Annotated in this window: 14 protein-coding genes and 1 pseudogene; 9 read left to right on the top strand and 6 right to left on the bottom strand. The window is 70.1% G+C overall.

The genetic code is table 11. The features are described 5' to 3' along the window. Positions 1-58: 58 nt before the first annotated feature. Positions 59-1,240: an alkane 1-monooxygenase gene (locus tag ACFIF2_RS27110; protein ID WP_395575851.1), complete on the bottom strand. Its 1,182-nt coding sequence runs from the start codon at positions 1,238-1,240 to the stop codon at positions 59-61. 143 nt (positions 1,241-1,383) lie between these two features. On the opposite strand from ACFIF2_RS27110, the gene ACFIF2_RS27105 reads away from it, so the two are divergent. Continuing rightward, on the top strand, positions 1,384-2,775 hold the full coding sequence (locus ACFIF2_RS27105; protein WP_395575850.1) for an enolase C-terminal domain-like protein: 1,392 nt from the start codon (positions 1,384-1,386) through the stop codon (positions 2,773-2,775). Positions 2,776-3,715: 940 nt separating this feature from the next. Here the strand turns inward: ACFIF2_RS27105 and ACFIF2_RS27100 are convergent. Further along, positions 3,716-4,345, bottom strand: a complete 630-nt coding sequence (locus ACFIF2_RS27100; RefSeq protein ID WP_097872253.1) for a class I SAM-dependent methyltransferase — start codon at positions 4,343-4,345, stop codon at positions 3,716-3,718. A 78-nt stretch (positions 4,346-4,423) separates the two neighbouring features. On the opposite strand from ACFIF2_RS27100, the gene ACFIF2_RS27095 reads away from it, so the two are divergent. Both ACFIF2_RS27095 and ACFIF2_RS27090 read left to right on the top strand, forming a co-directional pair. Then, positions 4,424-5,292 (top strand): IS5 family transposase gene (locus ACFIF2_RS27095; RefSeq protein WP_395575849.1). Its coding sequence is split into 2 segments (ribosomal slippage): positions 4,424-4,736 and positions 4,736-5,292, totalling 870 coding nucleotides; the frame shifts between segments, so codons are not numbered across the junction. Between the two features lie 178 nt (positions 5,293-5,470). Beyond that, complete coding sequence (locus tag ACFIF2_RS27090; protein WP_395575848.1) at positions 5,471-5,635, top strand: hypothetical protein; 165 nt, start codon at positions 5,471-5,473, stop codon at positions 5,633-5,635. Positions 5,636-6,413: 778 nt separating this feature from the next. Here the strand turns inward: ACFIF2_RS27090 and ACFIF2_RS27085 are convergent. Next, a complete protein-coding gene (locus tag ACFIF2_RS27085; protein WP_395575847.1) occupies positions 6,414-7,055 on the bottom strand; it encodes a TetR/AcrR family transcriptional regulator in 642 nt (213 codons plus the stop codon). A gap of 203 nt (positions 7,056-7,258) precedes the next feature. Between ACFIF2_RS27085 and ACFIF2_RS27080 the strand changes: the two genes are divergently transcribed. Together ACFIF2_RS27080 and ACFIF2_RS27075 are read left to right on the top strand one after the other, a co-directional pair. Further along, a complete protein-coding gene (locus ACFIF2_RS27080) occupies positions 7,259-7,540 on the top strand; it encodes a hypothetical protein (RefSeq protein WP_395575846.1) in 282 nt (93 codons plus the stop codon). Between the two features lie 219 nt (positions 7,541-7,759). Next, positions 7,760-8,692 carry a hypothetical protein gene (locus tag ACFIF2_RS27075; RefSeq protein ID WP_395575845.1) on the top strand — a complete coding sequence of 311 codons (933 nt, stop codon included), beginning with the start codon at positions 7,760-7,762 and terminating at the stop codon, positions 8,690-8,692. A gap of 266 nt (positions 8,693-8,958) precedes the next feature. Here the strand turns inward: ACFIF2_RS27075 and ACFIF2_RS27070 are convergent, their stop codons facing one another. Further along, complete coding sequence (locus ACFIF2_RS27070; RefSeq protein WP_395575844.1) at positions 8,959-12,849, bottom strand: WD40 repeat domain-containing protein; 3,891 nt, start codon at positions 12,847-12,849, stop codon at positions 8,959-8,961. 320 nt (positions 12,850-13,169) lie between these two features. Here ACFIF2_RS27070 and ACFIF2_RS27065 point away from each other — a divergent pair, with 320 nt between their 5' ends. From ACFIF2_RS27065 to ACFIF2_RS27050, 4 genes are all read left to right on the top strand, one after another. Beyond that, entirely contained in the window at positions 13,170-13,658 is a 489-nt protein-coding gene (locus ACFIF2_RS27065; RefSeq protein WP_395575843.1) for a hypothetical protein, read from the top strand. Next, on the top strand, positions 13,655-15,085 hold the full coding sequence (locus ACFIF2_RS27060; protein ID WP_395575842.1) for a hypothetical protein: 1,431 nt from the start codon (positions 13,655-13,657) through the stop codon (positions 15,083-15,085). Before ACFIF2_RS27065 ends, ACFIF2_RS27060 begins: the two co-directional genes overlap by 4 nt. Positions 15,086-15,788: 703 nt before the next feature. After that, complete coding sequence (locus ACFIF2_RS27055) at positions 15,789-16,148, top strand: tetratricopeptide repeat protein (protein ID WP_395575841.1); 360 nt, start codon at positions 15,789-15,791, stop codon at positions 16,146-16,148. Positions 16,149-17,138: 990 nt separating this feature from the next. Then, on the top strand, positions 17,139-17,444 hold the full coding sequence (locus ACFIF2_RS27050) for a hypothetical protein (RefSeq protein WP_395575840.1): 306 nt from the start codon (positions 17,139-17,141) through the stop codon (positions 17,442-17,444). A gap of 439 nt (positions 17,445-17,883) precedes the next feature. Here the strand turns inward: ACFIF2_RS27050 and ACFIF2_RS27045 are convergent. Together ACFIF2_RS27045 and ACFIF2_RS27040 are read right to left on the bottom strand one after the other, a co-directional pair. Further along, positions 17,884-18,144, bottom strand: a pseudogene (locus ACFIF2_RS27045) (transposase); the annotation flags it as partial. A 170-nt stretch (positions 18,145-18,314) separates the two neighbouring features. Continuing rightward, entirely contained in the window at positions 18,315-19,142 is an 828-nt protein-coding gene (locus ACFIF2_RS27040) for an NAD-dependent epimerase/dehydratase family protein (RefSeq protein WP_395575839.1), read from the bottom strand. Positions 19,143-19,162: the final 20 nt, after the last annotated feature.

Below are 19,162 nucleotides of genomic sequence, written 5' to 3'. Positions count from 1 at the left end.
GTCGGCGGTCTGTCGGGCCTCGTCCGGTACTCGGTCGCTCCACATCTCCACCGGCTCGTCATCCTCCGTGTGACGGCGCCTCCTGCGCGCCGTAGCGGCTCGCCCGCCGGTGATGCAGGTTGGCGCGCCGGGCGGCGCCGTCGTAGTGCGCCAGCACCTTGGGGTCCATGACCCGCCGCCACAGTGGTGTCACCCAGGCCAGGACGATCATGGAGGCGTAGCCGGACGGCAGCTGGGGTGCCTCGTCGAAGTGGCGCAGGGTCTGGTAGCGGCGCAGCGGGTTCGCGTGATGGTCGGAGTGGCGCTGCAGCTGGTACAGGAAGATGTTGCTGGTGGTGTTGTTGCTGTTCCAGCTGTGGCGCGGAGCGACCCGCTCGTAGCGCCCGTCAGGACGCCGCTCGCGCAACAGGCCGTAGTGCTCGAGGTAGTTCACCGTCTCCAGGAGCAGGATGCCGCACGCCGCCTGGACGGCCAGATAGGGGAGGACCACCGGACCGAAAGCGGCGGTGAGCGTGGCGAACACCAGCACGGTCAGTCCCCATGCCATCAGTACGTCGTTGCGGAGCGACCATGTGCGCTTCTTGCGCCGGTTGAGGCGACGGGCCTCCAGGTGCCAGGCCGACCGCACACTGCCCACGACCGTGCGCGGCAGGAACGCCCACAGGCTCTCGCCGAGCCGTGAGCTGGCGGGGTCCTCGCGTGTCGCGACACGGATGTGGTGGCCGTGGTTGTGCTCGACGTAGAAGTGACCGTACGCGGACTGGGCGAGCGCGAGCCGGGCCAGCCGGCGCTCCACCGTCTCCCGCTTGTGCCCGAGTTCGTGGGCCGTGTTGATGGCGACACCGGCGACGACGCCCACCGTGGCGGCCAGGCCCAGCGCGTCCGGCACGCTCATGCCGTCGGACCACAGCAGGCACGCGTACACCAGCCCGGCGTACTGGAGCGGCAGGTACAGGTATGTGCACCAGCGGTAGTACCGGTCCTCCTCCAGCAGCGGTATCGCCTCCTCCGGGGGGTTCTCCTGATCCGGGCCGATGAGTGCGTCGAGCAGCGGGATGAGCACGAAGGCGAAGAAGGGGCCCCACCACCACAGCACCTGCCAGCCGCTGCCGGCGACCAGGCCGGCGGCCTGGAAGGGCAGCGTGGGGACGGCAAGGCCGAGCAGCCACGCGTACCGCTTGCGGTCGCGCCAGGGTGTGCCGGCGGGGGATGCAGGGGGCGTCGTCGACGGTGCTGTCATCGGGCTGTGCTCCTTGCGGGCGTCCGACTCTAACCCGGCAGAGGGTGGCACCGGCCCCGAGCGCTGACAATCGGGGACGCGTTGTCAATGTTCTGACGGCTCGTCACGTCACGTCGAAGATCCGTTCGGGCACCCCGTCGGTGGTGGGCACACCCTGGCGCGAGCTGACCTTCGTCGAACTGGAGACGGACGACGGCCTGTGCGGCGTCGGCGAGGTCCGCATGGTCAACAAGACGGACACCCTCCTCGCCTGTCTGCGGGAGCTGGGCGAGCGGTACGTCCTCGGCAGCGACCCGTTCGACACCGAACTGCTGGCCCAGCGCTTCCAGTGGCAGGAGTACGGGCGGGTCGGCGAGGTCGCTCAGTCCGCGCTCGCCGCCTTCGACACCGCCTGCTGGGACCTCAAGGGCAAGGCCCTCGGCGTACCGGTGTGGCGGCTGCTGGGAGGCGCGCTGCGCCGGCGGGTCCCGGCCTACGCCAACGGCTGGTACCGCACCGAGCGCGACCCCTCGGCCGTCGCCGAACTGGCCGCCGGGGTCGTGGCGCGCGGCTACCGGGCCCTGAAGACCAACCCGTTCGGGGCCGCCGTGGCCGAACTGACCAGCGCCGAACTGCGCGTGGCCGTGGCGATCGTCGCGGCCGTGCGGGAGCGGGTCGGCGACGACGCGCAGCTCATGGTGGAGAGGCACGGCCGGTTCGTGCCGTCCGCGGCGGTGCGGATCGCGCACGCCCTCGAGGAGTACGCCCCGGAGTGGCTGGAGGAGCCGACCCCGCCCTACCACGCGGGTTCCCTGCGGCAGGTGCGGGCCCACACCGCGCTGCCCCTGGCCACGGGGGAGCGGGCGCACACCTTCGCCGACCTGCGGGAGATCGTCGAGGAAGGCCTCGCGGACGTCGTCCAGGCGGACCTCACCCACTTCGGCGGCATCACCGGGCTGCACAAACTCGCCGGCTGGACCGCCCCCTACGACAGGCTGCTCGCCCCGCACAACGTGTGCGGCCCCGTCGCACTGGACCGCGAGGCGCGCAGCTACACGCCGGACGCCTGGATCGACCGGCTGGCGCAGCGGTGCGCCCGGTACCCGGTGGTCTCCCTGGAGGACCCCCTGGCCGAGGACGACTGGAGCGGCTGGCGTGCCGCGTACGAACGGCTGGAACGAGGTCGGCAGTTGCTCGGCAACGACCTATTCGTCACCGACCCCGACCGGCTCGCCCGGGGGATTGCCGAGCGGTGTGCGAACGCGGTCCTCGTCAAGCCCAACCAGACCGGCACCGTGAGCGGGACCGCGCGCGTCGTGGAACAGGCCCGCGCCGCGAAGTTGGCCACCGTGGTGTCGGCCCGCAGCGGTGAGAGTGAGGACCACTGGATCGCCGACCTGGCCGTGGGCTGGGGCGGGGACCAGATCAAGATCGGCTCGACGACGCGCTCGGAACGCACGGCCAAGTGGAACCGTCTGCTGGAGATCGAGTCCGATCCGCATGTGGCGTCGAGCTATGCGGGCGCAGCCGGTCTGCCGGGAGGACGGGCGAGGTGAGTCGTCGGTCCTGGCTCCGCCCGGGACAGCGGCCGGCGATCCGCCGCGGGACCGCCCGCTCTGCGCGGCCCATCGGCGAGCGACTGTCGTCCCGTCCGACGCCGAAGTGCGAGCAGACCATGCCCAGCTTCTCCGGATGCGCGACGCGGTCGGTGTCCATGTCCCCGCGGGCGCGGACCCTTTCTCTCACCCAGCAGGGCGCGTCGCCATCCGCGTCCAGGTACAGGCACTCATATTCGGTGTCGTCACCGAGCTTGGCCTACTTGAAGGTGGGGATCCGGTCGCAGCGCATTTCCTTCGCGGCCTTGTGGTGCTGCTCCCAGAACCGGCCGTACCGCCTTGGTCAGCAGCACGCCCGAGTCAGGAGGATAGACGTCGCACCGGATGAACTGCGTAGGCCCGGAGTCGGAGATGTCGGAGACCCACACGTCCCACGTCAGCTCCGCACCCTGGTAGGTGACGGTGCAGAGCGTTTTGTGCCCAGCCTTCGGCGTGACCTGACCACCCTCACATCCCGCAGTGACTTCGGAGTGGATTCTTGTCATGACGAGTGCGCCTTCTCCTGTATCTCGCCCAGCACCCTCTCGGTGAGCGAGGCGTCACCGGACGCCGGCGGCAGTCGAGATCCGACCAGACGGCTTCTCAGGGCGTTTCCGACCGTAGCCACGGCCGTATCCGCCAGTAGTCACCAGCTGTCACGGGAGTGTTCGGCGCCAAGACAGATCACTCCGTAGCGATTCGACATTGTGTACGAACTCGGGGGCCACATGCGCCACTTCGCTCGAGAGGCCGCCTCGCACCTGGCCGTCACCTGCTTGATGGTGGGGGGAATGGTAGTCGGGACCGCTAGGGCCTGTCTGACAATTCCAGTCTGATCAGCGAGATTCGGCTGAGCTGGCAATCTGGAGGTGCGCCGATCGGCTGGGGGACTGGGCAGTGGCTACGAACGGCGGGCCAGTAGATGGGCGTCGAGGAAGCCCCGATCAGAGGCTGGATCGTGGAGCAGCCGGGCGAAGGGATCGAGCCCAGCATCGCCCAGCAGTTCGGCGAGGCGATCCACCGGCCAGCTGTAGGCGGGCGCCACCTTGTGGTCGAACCGGACCGGTTCTTGTCCGTCGGTCCCGAAGAAGGAGACCAGGAGCAGACCGTCCGGCGCCAGGACGCGCACCTGTTCGGTGAGCAGTTCCGGAAGTTCTCCAGGAGGGGTGTGGATCATTGAGTAGTGGGCCAGTACGCCGCCGAGCGCGGCGTCCTCGATCGGCAGGGATTCCATCCGCGCCTCTTGGAAGCGCAGCGCCGGATGGGCCTGCCGGGCGTGGTCGACCATGCCGGAGGCAAGGTCGAGTCCGAACGCGTCCAGGCCGAGTTCGTGCAGCATGGCTGTCAGATGTCCGGGCCCGCACCCGACGTCCGCTGCCCGCAGGTTGCCCGTCGCGCGCACCAGTTCGGCGAAGGTGCCGATCATGGCCCGGGAGAAAGGCTGTGTCTCCAGCCGGTTTGCGAACAGCGATGCGTACAGCTCGACGACACCGTCGTAGGCCGTCCTGGTCTCGTCCTGATGATTCGCCACGGGCAGGACTCTATAGCCGGTCTGATAATTGATCTTGTGATAGGTCGAGGTGAGTTGACGGATGCGGCCTGGAGGCGGATGGAGCCCCTTTTGCCTCAGGTGGACGGACGGGGCCGTCCGTGGCGTGATCACCGGCAGGTGGTCAACGGGGTGCTGTGGCGGCTGCGGACCGGGGCTCCGTGGCGGGATCTTCCCGGCCGGTTCGGGCCGTGGCAGACAGTCTACGAGCGGTTCGCCCGCTGGGAGGCGGACGGCATCTGGGCACGGTTGCTGGAGCATGTTCAGGTCCGCGATGACGCGGTGGGCCGGGTGGAATGGACCGTCTCCGTCGACTCCACCATCAACCGAGCCCACCAGCACGCAGTCGGCGCCCGCAAAAAGGGGATGCGAACGGGGACGAACTGGAAGTTCCGGGCCGCTCGCAGGCGCGCCAGGCCCTCGGCCGCTCCCGAGGCGGACTGACCACCAAAGTCCATCTCGCCGTCGATGGCCGGGGCCTGCCCCTGTCGATTGTGCTCACGCCCGGCAACGTCAACGACGCTACGGCGTTCGGCCAGGTCCTCGACGGCATCCGCACCCCGCGCCTCGGCACGGGCCGCCCGCGCACGACACCGGACCGTGTGCTGGGTGACAAGGCGTATTCCAGCAGGTCCATCCGTCATCTGCTGAGACGCCGGGGCATCGCTGCCACGATCCCCGAGCGCCGCGACCAGGCGGCGAACCGCCGCCGACGCGGAGCCCTCGGCGGTCGGCCGCCGGCCTTCGACAAGGTCACCTACCGCGACCGCAACGTCGTCGAACGATGCTTCGCCCGCCTCAAGCAGTTCCGCGCGATCGCGACCCGGTTCGACAAGCTCGGCGACCGCTACCGTGCCGGAGTTGTCCTGGCTTCCTTGATCCTCTGGCTCCGCGAGTCCACGGCTGATCATTTGTCAGACAGGCCCTAGCGCACACGCCACACCAGACGCGCAAACCGCAAGCATCAGCGTCGAGTCGAAGGCCAAGTGCCAGAAGGCCAGCACTCAGGTCAAGCCTTACGGCCGCACGTGGTACAAGAAGTGCTACACCTACCGAAACGGGAAGGTCTGGAAGGTCAATGCCTCGATCAGGACCACGGACACCAGGATGGATGGCAAGTGCGCGGTCGGCAGTGCCGCGGAGTCGTCCGGCACGCTTCCGTACGTCAAGGCAAAGGCGTGCGGCTACAAGAAATCGACCAAGATCAAGTCGACTCCCTGGGTGCGTGTTGCCAAGGATCTGAACATCTACACCAAGGTGTCCTGGTCCTGACCCCTCGCTCGTCTGGCTGGGACACCACCCGGTGAAAACGCCCTGATCCCGGCAGAGCAACTGGGGTCAGGGCGTTCCCGATGGTAGCCATCAGTAGCCACCTGGGCGGCAAAGCGCAATCGACCGTAGTCACCCGCTGCCACGGGGGCGTTCGGCACCGAGCTGGGCCTCGCGCCGGTATTCGGCACAGTCCGGCAGGCCCTCCACCCGGCGCGGCCTGTGACTTTCCGGAAGAGTACGTCCTTGGTGGCGTGCGAGCCGTAGCCCGGCATGAGCCAGGTGAATGTCGCCTCACCGTCGTACGGCGCGCCGCCGGACCACTCGTAAAGCGGCTCAGCCGTGGTACAGCGCATCCGCACGGCAGCTCTCGTATCAGCTTCCGGAACATCAACAGCAGCCGCGCCAGGTCGTGCTGATCGACCCGGACCGTCTTCGTCTCCGATTCGTAGCCGTACGTCGGATCGTGAGCGGACTTCTTCGGCATCGATCCTCGCTCGCGTTGCTACGGCGGTCAGCGCCGCGCCACAGGGCGTACGGCGCGGCCTGATGCTCAACGAGCCGGGCCTGCCCGAGCCACGCTGGCCCCTGCCGTGCGCCGGCCGACCCGCGTGGGCTTCGCGTCTCAGGCTGGCGGCGGCGTCGCGCCGGGCAGCTCCCCAGGAGAGGGCCCGCCACTGCTCGATGGTCCACACCGCGATGCTGGTTCCGCCGAAGAGCCGGCCAGGGCCTCCATACTGCGGATGCTGGACCGCGTACGGGTCGTACCCCTGAGACTGGGCTACTCGGTGGTGATGTAACCAAGGGCGCGGTGGGCGAGGGTTCTGAGGGTGATACGCAGCTGTTCCTCCTCGGTTTCGCTGTGGTCACGGGTGAAGAGCAGATAGCAGGTTCGCTCTCCCATCCAGGCGAGGGCTTCTAGCTGGGCGCGATCCTGCTCGGGATCGCCCTTGACCAGTCCGCGCGCGCGGTCGTGCGCGACTGCCCGGCAGGCCAGGTCGATGCCGTGTCCCATGAGAGAGACCCACACCTGCCGGTACTCGGCACGGGCGGACAGTTCGACACCAACGCGGAAGATGTGACCGTGTCGGCGCCAGTTGTCGAATTGGACATCGATGGCTCGTTGCAACCCGGTGCTGTCCCGGGCTTCGGCGGAGGCCTCAATACCGGTGTAGATGTATTGGGTGGCACGCTCGATCACGGTGTGCACCAAGTCCTCTTTGGAGGCGAAGTAGAAGTACGCAGCGGATCGGGTGATACCCGCCTTCTTCGCGACAGCCTCCATCGTCAGCTCGGCATATGTGGATCGCCGCAGCATCTCCTCCGCCGCGTCCAACAGTGTCTGCTCCCGCAGATCACCTTTGCTGATCTTGGGGCGGCGCCGGCCCGCAGACACCGAACGCCCATCGGCCTGACTGTTCATGCCAGCAGAGACTACGTCCCCGTGGCGACCGCATGAGAGCCAGTCAGTACGCGACCTCCCTGCTCACGACCCTTACGGATCATTTCGGGAGGAGTTTGGTTCGGGGTGTGGGCAGTTGGGCTGGTGGGCGGCACAGTTCTGAGGGTGTCGGATGATCTTGTGCCTGATTCGAGCGTCGGGGGAGCGTCGGGAGAGCGAGGCGGGTGGAGGGGGACGTCGGCGGTGATCTGTTTTCCTTCACCGGCCTGCTCGACGATCAAACGGCTGCTGAGGGCCGTGACGACCTCCAGACCGCATCCGTCGACGCGGTGGGGGCCGGCCCGGGCTGGGGCATGGCGGAGGAGGCCTCCGAGACGGTGATCCGCACGATCCGGATCTTGAGTAACCTCAGCCCGTTGACGGCTCGCCACCTGCTTCCAGCCGGACGGCGTCCAGCTCGGCGGTCCGAGGGGTCGGCCGGTCTCCAGTGGGGCCACGACGAGTAGGGCCAGCCAGTGATCATCCGGTGCTGGGGCGCGGAGACGGGCCGTACGCGCCCGCGAGCCTCGGAATTCCGTGCGGGCCGCGTCCGCCCCGGAGCGGAGGCGGTCGTTGTTCACCCCTGCCGGCCGGGTGGCCGAACAATGTCCTCCCTCGCTGAACTGGTCCTGGTCGCAGCAACTCAGGCCGTGAAGGCCGGGTCAGGCACGGAGAGGGGGCGGGGTATGGCCGCGTGGAGGGGTGTCACCAGCGTGGTGGCCGGCATGGTGGCCGCCGGCTTGGTGTGGGGCGTCGTCGGTTGCGGGGGAGGGACGGACGAGAGTGGGGGCGGCGGGGCACAGGGCCGGAAAGCCCCCGCCACGGCGTCGTCGCGGGCGCCCTCCGGCGAGCTGGTGCGGTGGGCCGGCGGTGTATGCGCGTCCGCTGCCGAGGTCGAGGAGCTGCGGACGCAGAGCGCCGAGGAGCTGAAGAAGATCCGGGAGCCGGGGGAGTCCGCCCTGTCCTCCCAGGCGCAGGCGATCGGCTACCTCGCCAGGACGCCGTCACGGGTGCGGTCGGTGGAGAGCGACCTCACCGGGCTCGGCCCATCGGGCGTGCCCGCGGCCGACCGGATGCTCGACGCCTGGCGGAAGAAGGTGAAGGGCGTCGTCTCCGAACTCGACGGCGTGTCACCGGCGGTGGACCTGGAACAGGCACCGGGCAGTGCCGCGGAAGTCGACGCACTCGTGCAGGGCTCGCTCGCACCGCCCGATCCTGATCTGCCCGCCCTGGCGAAGAAGGACGCCCGGCTGGCGGCCGCGTACAAGCGGGCCGAGCAGTGCGCGCCGGGCTGGCGGCCCGGCCGCGAGGGGACCTCCACGGCCTCGCCCGAGTCCGGTACCACCACCGGGCCGCTCCCGGAAGCGGCGAACGGCAAGGACTACGCGGCCTGTTCGGACGGCTCCTGCGAGGTCCTCGTGGCCTCCACCGCGGACTTCACGGCCAACGGCGTCGACCTGCACATCTCCGTCGCCGACGACTACGTCACCTTCCGCACGCCCGGCACCCTGATGCAGCTCGGCGGCGTGGGCGGCGAGGCCGGGTTCGGCGACACGCTGAAGGCGGTCGTCGTCGGACACGACGAGGACGGTGCCGTACTGAAGTTCAGCAAACCTTAGGAGAGCCGCCGTTCCGCGGGCGCCGTGCCGTCAGTGGCGGTTGAGGCGGGCCGTGAGCAGGCAGGACTCGTTGCCCTCCAGGCGGAACCGGCTTCGACGTGGGGGACTTCGGCGGGGGCGCCGGGCTCGGGTCGCCGCGGTGGAGGCATGGCGGGACCATACCGGGCGAGACGCGCAGCTCGGAGTTCTCCGGGACGAGCGGCATCCCCGCGCACCGGCCGCCGGTGGGATTCAGCGGTGCCGCTCGCGCACCTCCCGGCGTGCGTCTAACCGCGCCCCTCGCACACGTTCCGGTACGGCAGCCGGGGCAGGGCCTCCTGCCAGTCGGCGCGGGTGAGGGCACCGGCCGTGCGGTTGCAGACATAGCTCGCCGCCCGGTCGGTGTCCAGCGTCCACACCCGGGCCGTCAGGTCGTAGCCCGCTGAGGCGAGGGTGTCACCGCGGGGGCTGAAGGAGACCGTGGTGACGGTGTCGAGGTGGCCGGTGAGTTCCCCGCCCCAGGGCTGGGCGCCGGCCGGGTCGGTCACGTCCCAGAGGCGCACCGTCCGGTCGCTGCTGCCGGTGGCGAGGGTCTTGCCTTCCGGGGCGAAGGCGAGGGCCCGGACCGCGGCGCGGTGCCCGGTCAGCTCCTGGCCCAGTGGCTCGGCGCGGCCCGACCGGTCGGTTCGCCACAGCCGCACCGTGCGGTCGTCGCCGCCCGTCGCGAGCGTCCTGCCGTCCGGGGCGAACGCCACTGCCTCGACGGCCCCTTCATGGCCATCGAGCACTGCGCCTGGGTGGACACGCAGTGCCCCGTTCAGTGTCCACAGCCGCACCGTTGCGTCCTCCGCGCCCGTGGCCAGCAGGCGCCCGTCCCGGGAGAAGGCCAGCGTGCCGACCGTGTCCTCGTGGCCGCGCAGGGGCGCGCCGAGTGGTCGTACGGCGTCGCGTCGGCGGACGTCCCAGATCCGCACCGTGTCGTCCTCGCCGCCGGTGGCCAGGGCTCGGCCGTCCGGGGTGAAGGCGACGGCGTGCACGGCGTCGTCATGTGCCTCCAAGGGTTCGCCCAAGGGCTCGGGACGGTCCGGTTCGGCGACGTCCCACAGACGGACGGTGCCGTCCCCGCTGCCGCTGACGACCGTACGGCCGTCCGGGGCGAACGCCACGGTCAGCACCCGGTCGTCGTGGGCGAGCGGCCGCGGCAGCCGGCGTGGCCGGTCCGGGTGGTGCACGTCCCACAGGCGGACGAGCCCGTCGTCGGTGCTGGCGGCGGCGAGCAGGCGGCCGTCGGGGCTGTAGGCGACGTCGGTCACGGGGTTGGTGAAGTCGGTGAGGACGGTCGGCGGGCGGTGCCAGAGCAGGACGCCGCCGTCGGCGCCGGTGCTGGCGAGGGTCCGGCCGTCGCGGCTGAAGGCCACCTCCCAGACGGCCTCGGTGTGGCCGGTCAGCGGTTCCCCGAGCTGCTGCGGGTAGGCGGGATTGGCCACGTTCCACAGGATCGGCGCGTCGTCCTCGCCCGCGCTCGCCAGGACTGTGCCGTCGGGGCTGAACGCGACGGACATGACGGGCGCGGTGTGCGCGGTGAGCGGTTCGCCGAGCGCCTCGGGGTGGCCGGCGTCCGAGACGTCCCACAGGCGGACGCGTTCGTCGAAGCCGGCGGTGGCGAGGGTGCGGCCGTCGGGCGAGAAGGCCAGCGACCAGGCGGGGTCGGTATGGGCGCGCAGGGGCTTGCCGCGGGGGCGGATGCCTTGGTCACCGTAGGACCACATCCGTACCGTGCCGTCGTAGCCGGCCGTGGCGAGGGTGCCGCCGCCGGGCGCGAACGCGACGGCGCGGACGCTGCGGTCGTCCGAGTCGTCGGCGGTGGCCGGCTCGCCGAGCGGTGCGGGCCGGGCCGGGTCGGTCACGTCCCACAGGCGTACGGTGCCGTCGTCGCCGGCCGTGGCGAGGGCCCGGCCGTCGGGGGCGAACGCGGCGGAGACGACGTTCTCTTCGCCGTGGCCGGTCAGCGGTCGCCCCATGGCGCGGGGCCGCTCCCGGTCACGCACGTCCCAGAGCCGGACGGCACCGCCGTCGCCGGCGGCCGCGAGCAGGCCGCGACGGGCCGCGGCGAAGGCGACGGCGCCGACGCGTGCCGCGCCGAGCCGCAGCGGCGGGCCCAGCGCCTTCCCGTCGGCGTCCCACAGCCTGACCAGCCCGTCGTGGCCACCGCTGGCGAGGGTGCGGCCGTCCGGCGCGTACGCGACCGAACTGCCCACGCCGTCGTGTCCGGGCAGCCGGGTGGCCAGGACCCGGCCCGCGTCCGAGGCCAGCCGGGTCCGCAGACCGGCGGTGGAGCGCATGTCGTAGGCGGCGACGTCGAGCCGGGCGGCCAGCCCGGCATGCGTCTCGCGGGCCCGGTCGGCCTCGGCGGTGAGCTGTCCGAAGACCGCGTCGTCCCTCTGGGCCTGCGCTGTGGCGCGCGCCTGGAGGGCGACGACGGCGGTGCCGGTGGCGAGCAGGGCGAGCGCGGCGAGTACCGCCACGACCGTGCGCCGCAGCAGCAGGGCGCGGCGTCGGCGCCTCAGGGAGGCGGTGAGGAACCGCCGTTCCAGAGACGTGAGTTCGTCGTCGGCCGAGCCGCGGGAAGGGGGTGGTGGAGAGGGCTGCGGGGAGGGCTGGGACGAGGCCGGTGGGGAGGGCCTCGGCGAGGTGGGTGGTTCGGTCGGCCGGGCGGGCCGCGGCGCGGGGGGCGGGAAGGCGTCCCGCGCGGCCGCGAGGCGGGAGCCCGCGTAGAGCGCGGCGTTCTCGTGCCCGAGTTCCTGCCAGGTGCGCGCCGCCTCCGACAGGGCTCGGTGCACGCGCAGCCGGTCGCGTTCGGCGTCGATCCAGGCGCGCAGTCGTGGCCAGGCGGTGATGAGAGCCTCGTGGGCGAGGTCGGCGGTGCCGTCGTCGAAGGTGAGAAGCCGGGCCCGGGCCAGCCGTTCCAGGACCAGCCGGGTGTCCTCGGGGTCGCCGAGGTCCAGCTCCGCGTGGGCGGTGGGACGGCGGGTGTCGGCGGCCCCGTCGCCCGGGGTGACGAGACGCAGCAGGATGCGCCGGGCCAGCTCAGCCTGGTCCGGCGTGAGTTCGCCGTACACCTGCTCGGCGGTCCGGACGACGGCGCCGTGCAGTCCGCCGGCCGCCTCGTAGGCCGTCTCGGTCAGGGCGCGACCGGTGCGGTGACGCCAGGTCTCCAGCAGGGCGTGCGACATCAAGGGCAGTCCGCCCGGGGCGTCCTCGACCTCGTCGAGGAGCCGTTCGGTCAGGGCGCGTTCGACGATCAGGCCGGCCACGGCTGCGGGCCGGACGATGGCATCGCGCAGCTCGGCGCGGCTCATCGGCCCGGCGAGGAGGGTGGCGTCCTGCAACGCGGCGGTGAGTGCGGGGTGTTCGGCGCAGCGACCGAGGAAGTCGGCCCGTACCGCGAGGACGACACGCAGCCGGCTGCCGGCGTCGGTGGCGGCGACCAGGCGGTCGATGAAGGCGTCCCGGTCGGCCGGGTCGGCACCGAGGGTGTACAGCTCCTCGAACTGGTCGACGATGAGCCAGGTGTCGGCGTCCGTGCCGGGCACCGGATCGAGCCGCTCGGCGTGCGTACGGAGCGGGTCGGGGCCTGGGGTGAGGATGCGTACGGCGGCGGGAGGCGGCTCGTCACCGGGTTCGCCCAGGCGGGGGATCAGACCGGCGCGCAGCAGGGAGGACTTGCCGCTGCCTGAGGGGCCGAAGACCGCGGTGAAGCGGTGCTTGCGGTTCAGCTCGGTGAGCCGCTCCACGAGCCGGCCGCGGCCGAAGAACAGCTCGGCGTCGCCCGGCTCGAACCGGGTCAGGCCACGGTAGGGGGGCCGGATGCTGCGGTCGGCGGCGGACTCGGCGGCCAGTTCCCGCGACGCCTCGTGCCAGCGCCGCTCCCACTCGTCGAGGTCACCGCCGCAGGCCTCGACGTAGGCGAGCGTCACCGCGCGGGTGGGTAACTGCCTGCCGGCCGCCGCCTGGGACAGGGTGGTCACGCCGTAGCGCGCCCGCCGAGCCATGTCCCGGTAGGTGGGTCTGCCCGCCGACTCGCGCAGCGCGCGCAGCCCCGCGGCGAACCGCTGCACCGGCCCGGCCGCCGGGTCGAGCTCGCCCTCGGCACGACCCGGCCCTGACTGCCCCGGCATCTGGCCCCCTTCCCCGCGTCCCCGTCGGATCGACCCTCTGACGTATTGCCCTGCGGCACACAGCAGTTCACCCGATCCTCACGGATCCTCCCGCCGCACGGGCCGGAACCCGCCCTCCTGCGGGGCCCTGGGCCGTCGAGCGCCCCGCGTGCCGGTCGCCCGACCTGGTTGTTCGGTGCCGGGAGGGGGCCTGCCGAACAACCCCGCGCGGCTGTCGACTGAGGACTGGGCCGCACCTGCCCGAAGGACATGGCGGCCCCGGCGACGAAGACGTCGGACGTGGACGTGGACATGGGACGACGAAGGATGAGGTGACGGTGATGCAGGCAGCGCGGGACGCGCAGGGCCCGGGGGACTCCCGGAGGGGGAAGATGCCCGGGGCGCTGATCTTCGTCCTGGTGGTGGCAGCCGGCCACGCGGTCGGGTGCGTCTTCGGCGGCTGGGCGGTCATCGCGGAGAACCGGAACAAGCAGGACCACGGGCAGGACCTGATCATGTCGTGGGGCCTGGCCTGGTTCGTGGCGTTGCTCTGCTGGGGGCTGGCGGCGATGCTGATCGCCTCTGCCGTCCTGGCGCACCGGCGGCACACCTGGGTCCGTGTGGTGCTGATCGTCTGCCTGGGCTTGGTGACACTTTCGATGCTCTTGGCGCTCCTCGGGTCACTCGCGGGCGGTGCGCCGAATCTCGCCGCGCTCCTGATCGCGGTGCTCGACGGCGCGGCGCTGTGGACCGTAAGCGGCGGCAGCGGCCGTTCCTACTTCGCGGCCCACCCGACCGCCACCGGGGCGAGGGAGGTCGACGCGCCATGACGGAACACACCGATCCGGCGTACTCGGCGTACGCGCGCCGACCGTCCCCGGCTGCGGCCGCGCCGGACCCGACGGCGGTGGCTCTCGGCAACGCCACGCTGCTCGGCATCGGCTACCTGCTGCTGCGCCGATGGCGTGCGGCGGCGGTCGCCGTGCTCGGCTCGGTCATGCTGCTGACCGCCGTGGCGAGATCCGCCGAGACCTGGGCCGAGGTGCTGCTGCTCCTGTGGTGGGCCGGTGGCATCGCACACGGCCGCCACCTCGCCCGGCGGTGGCCCGAGCACGCGGTACGCAGCGGTCAGCGCGCAGCGACCCTGGCCGGGGCGCTCGCGGTCCTGCTGGCAGCGGTGCTGCTGCGCGTGGACGCCCACGGCATCGAGAACCGTGTCGCGACGGCCCGTCAGGCCGGAGACTGCGAAGCCGCCGCAGCGGCACAGGGCGAGGTGGGGCGGGGGCACCGGCTGGCGGGCGCCCCGGTGGTGAAGCCCGGGGACGCGGTCGTGCGGGCGTGCCGGCGACTGGATGGCGCCGCGTCCGCCCTGGCCCGGGCGGCGCGCACGGGAAGCACGAAGGAACTGGGCCGCGGCTTCGGCACGCTCGCCGCCGTGCTGGACGAACCCGGCAACGAGCAGACCGTCGGGACCGTCCTGGACGGCTTCCTCGAGGCGCTGCCGACCGACGACTCCTGCGACACGGCCGCCCTCACCGCCTGGCTGCGCGAGCGCACACGCGGCCACGACGTCCTGGACCGCTCCGCCTCCACGGCGGCCCGCACGGAACCCGCCGCCCTGATGGGCTGCGGCGACCGGCTGATGACGCGGGACGCCTGGCACGAGGCGCGAGAGCAGTACCGAAGGCTTCTCGCCGAGTACCCGGCCGACAGCCGGGCCGGCCGGGCCCGCGGCGGGGTGCGCAAGGCCACCGTCGCCATCGAACTGGACCAGGTGCGGGAGCTGGTGAAGGCCGCGTCGGACGCCTCGTCCGGCTACTGCGACAAGCCCGCGAAGTACAGCGCGGCCCCGCCCTTCCGCAAGGGTTCCGCCCGCGCCCTGTTCCTCGGCGACGCGGAGTACACCGACAGGCTCCCCGGCTCGTGGCGCACGACCGACCCGGCGAAGGCAGCGCTGGTGGTCTGCGCCGACGAAGCGGAGAACGGCAGCGCCGTGCAGACCTGTTCCTACGAGAACAAGAAGTCCCGGTATCTCCCGCACCGGGTCACCTTCTACAAGGCCAGGATCCCCCTCAAGGTCTACGAACTGCGCACCGGCAAACGCCTCTCCGCCCGCTCGGTCCAGATCGGGGGCACCAGCTGCCCGGCCGTCCTGCACTACAAGTACTACATGTACGACTTGGGCCCGGGTAACCAGTTCGTCTCCCCCTCGAAGTCGGACATCCGTAAGGCGTTCGACTCGGTGCTCGGCAGGTGACCAGACATGCGGGGCTGTGGTGCCGCCGCTGCTGCCCGCCTCGTACGGTGCCCACGGGATCGCCCTGCTCGTGCAGGGCGCGACGACTATGGGCGTTGCCGGGTCGGACGGGCGCAAGCGGCGAGGTGGGCCGGCACCCCAAGGGTTGGCACCCGCAAGATCGGCCGCAAGGACACCTCGAACCCCGACGTCAGGACCTTGGTCCGGCAAATGATCGCCGACCACATGTGCATGAGCGCGCAGCTCAAGAGCATCGCGCCCGAAAGGGGGTACAGGTACCGAACGACAGTAGCGACACCACCCTGCTTCGGCGGCGCGAGCCAGCGCCACACCGTCCGCTCCGACACCTCAAGGCCCTCCGTGACCGTACGCACGTGCACCGCGGTCAACGCCTCGTCCTCACGCAGTCTGAAACAGTCGTTCGGCGGCCGCCCGACGCTTCTCCGCCGGTGGCACCCTCCCCCTGAACCGAAGTGTCAGAGGTGGCAGGACCACCGTGCCCGAATATGCGCCTGCGACCACACATCCGAGTGGACTGTGCCCGAACTGGTGGTGCGCGGGCGCTGGACATGATCCACGGGTGCTCTGGCCAGGGATGATGGAGGAGCCTGTGACCATGCCGCGCAACGACTACGACCAGCCTAATGCTGCGGGAATGGCTAATCGAAACCCGGACAGGACGGTGCCGTGAAACCATGCGGGTGTGAGCAGGCTGACGGAATGGTGGGCGCGGCGGCGGACAGCCCGACAGCCCGGTTTGGTGACAGCGACGTCGATGGACGAAGTGCTGGTCATGTCTGCCGAGGGGGGCAACACCTCGGCGATGTGCCGGCTGGGAGACCAGCTCATGCGGCAGGGAAGGGCGGCGGAGGCCAAGCACTGGTTTCGGAAGGCAGCCGATTCCGGGAGCACCGACGGGATGAACAACCTGGGATACCTGCTAGTCCAGGAGGGACAATTGTCGCAGGCGGAGAGCTGGCTGGCCAAGGCTGCTGAGCGCGGCCATCCCGAAGCGATCGACAATCTGGCCTACGTGCGATCGCGGCGCCCTGGGACCTCGTAATTGTGCCGGCCCGGGCATGCACCACCGCTCGGGCCGGGTTGGAGCAAATCCCAAGACGATGAGGGACAACTTCCCCGGCCCCGAGAGAATTCAGGGATGGCGGGTCGCCGCCCACTGGGCACCGGGCCCACCCGCACCACCTCCGAGCCGGACACCGGGCTGCTGCCCGTGCCCCGCGCGCAGCTCGCCGCCGAACGCTTCCCCGCCACTCCGGCCACCACCGAACCGAAGCCGCCCCCGGCCGTCCGATGCCCCATGCTGTGGGGCCAGCCCCACAGCACCCGAACAGCAATCGCACTATCCGCATCGTAAACAGGGGTTCACCGTCAAGTTCGGAGCATTGTTCGGCCCGGCCTCGCCCGGTGTGGCGGCGGCTGTGACGCGGTATCGGTCCCGATCCAGTTTTGATCAGATGAGATGCACAAGTCGTCGTTGGAAACGAGGACTGTCAGTAATGACACGCGATGCAGGACTGACGGTGGACCAGATAGTCAAGGTTCTCTACCGGATGCGCCGTAGGGAGACTGGGGAGTTTGTATACCTCGGCGACGGAATTCTAGAGTGTGCGTTCTGCAATGCTCGACTGACGGGAGTCGCTCCCAAGGGCTGGTATACCGATCCCCGCAGGGCCTCCTACTTCTGCACCAGTTGTCAGGAGGTCGGCGCGCTGGTAACCGTAGTGCACCGGGAGGTTCAGTATCTGACCCGACAGCGACTTTCGGATCCGTCGGTCATCGCAAGCTGGCGCCCTTGGGGGTGGGTATAAAGAGGCCAAGTATCGGTTGGCAGCCGTGCTAGGTGTAAGTTCTGGGGGTATCATCCGTGTTTGATGAGTGCTGGTACTGCGGACGCGAGCAGGCGCAGAGAATGTACATGCACCGAATTGAAGTTTCAGCGGGCGGATGGACTCATGAATATGTTTTCGGAAGTACCTCGATTACGTATTTCCAGGTAGTGAGTGTGCCCAGGTGTCGAACATGTTGGCGGCTCATGACCAGGCTTGTTTTCGTCATCCAAATCTCACTTTTCCTGAGAGTGGTGACCGGGATTGCGGCAGTCTGTGGTGTAATCCTGGCTATTTTCAATACGGCGATACCCGGTATTGAGTGGCGGATTGGACTTATCTTAACCCTGATCGCCGTCCATTATGGCGCTACATTCCTCCATGTCAGGGTGAAGGAAAGGCTGCTGCGAATAAGGGCAAAGAAGACTTTCAGGAGTGCGCGCGTGTACCCGCCTCTAGTGAAAGCGCTCGAGCATGGGGTGCTCCGCAAGAAGAGGGATATCATCTTCTGACGTGAGTGTGCAGAGGGCGGCGCCAGATGCTTCAAGGCTTGGCGGAGGCAGCGATGAGGAACAAGTAGCTGTGCTGATGTCCCCGGTGCACAGCCCGGCATTTGAAGAGACGCCCGGCCGCGATGGGCCCGGACGGGAAAAGCACAGCCCTGGGCGACCCGGCCGACGTGGCCCGGGGGCATTGTCACTGAAGGTGGTCCGTGACGAACTCTCCCGAATCGTGGCGGCCCGACGAGCGCGCGATCCCCACCCGCACTACCTCGACGGACGCGAACTGCTCGGCCCGGACGAGGTGGACGACCTTGCCGACGGCCTGCACCCCACCGCCGCCGCCTACCGCCGGATGGGTGAACGCTTCGCCGCGCACGCCTTCGCCGACAGCGGCCCGTTCCGGTGAGAGGTCGTTTTCGTCCGATGTTCCGTCCCGGAATCTGTCGTTGGTCTGCGGTGTCGGGTCGCGCCAGGAGATGATGTTCTCGCCGGTGAGTCGGTGGGCCATGAGGTCGGTCATGGCGATGTGGATCACGGCTTCGGAGCGGGTGGGCAGGGTTTCGTAGTCGCGGGCCAGGCGGCGGTGCAGCATGACCCAGCCATAGGTCCGTTCGACGACCCACCGCTTCGGGATCGGGGTGAAACCTCTGGTCCCGGGCTTGCGCGCGGTGATTTCCATGTCGATGCCGAGAACGGCGGCATGTTCTACGCCGGCGGCAGCCTCACCCACTGAAGTCGGACCGATTGTCACCGAAGTTGGGTCGCTGCCTGGCGGCTCCTTCTGAGGCCGAGGGGCATGGGCGAGCAACCGGGGCATGGGTGACGGCACTGTAGACGTGGCCTCTGCGACGTCGGTGACTGCCGCCCCGCATCCCGGGGTCAAGGTCGAAGGTGCTTGAGGGTGAACTCAGGCAGGGCATAGGAGCCGGCCTGGGGCGCGCCTGGGTCGGCCGGGTGGTCCGGCATGGGGATGTCAGCTACATGGAGCTGGGCATCGTCGACTGGTGTGTAGGCCAGTTCTGCCGGGTCGGGGAGTTCCCAGAAGCGGCGGGCATTGTTGGAGACGGCGTACGTGGTGACAAAGCGGGTGGAGGCCGGTGCGGCGAGGGCGGCCCGGATGAAACCGATGGCGTCGCGCGGGCTCAGCCAGGTCACCAGGTGCCGGGGCTCGGTGGGCAGGTGCTCGAAGCTGCCGATGCGCAGGCAGACGACGGACAGAGCGAATTTGTCGGCATACAGCTGCCCGAGCGCCTCGACGGCGGCTTTGCTCACCCCGTAGAGGCCGTCAGGGCGTACCGGATCCTGCGGACCGGTCAGATGCTCAGTCGGGTAGAAGCCGATCACACGATTGCTGCTGGCCAGCACCACCCGCTCGATGCCTGTGCGCCGGGCAGCCTCCAGGACGTGGTGCGTGCCGAGTACGTTGGCTTCGAGGAGATCGGGGAGAGGTGCCTCGTCGGGCACGCCACCCAAGTGCAGCACCCGGTCGGCTCCCGCCAGGGCCGACTCCACAGCGGCGGCGTCCCGCAGGTCCACGGTGTGGACGTCCTCGTTCTCGGCCTCTCGGCGCAGCGGCACATGGTCGAGGAGGATCAACCGGTCCGCCTCGCCTCGCAGCGCCTCCCGCGCCACACAACCGATGGTGCCCGCCGCCCGGGTTATCGCCACCGTTCCCAGCCTTACTGCGTCTCCCTTGGCTTGGACCATCCGCGCATCTTCGCGTCTGT

It is taken from the genome of Streptomyces sp. BK79 (assembly GCF_044142145.1).
GTDB lineage: Bacteria > Actinomycetota > Actinomycetes > Streptomycetales > Streptomycetaceae > Streptomyces.
Note: the sequence above shows the minus strand (reverse complement) of the source record. Positions and strands in the feature narration are given on the sequence as shown.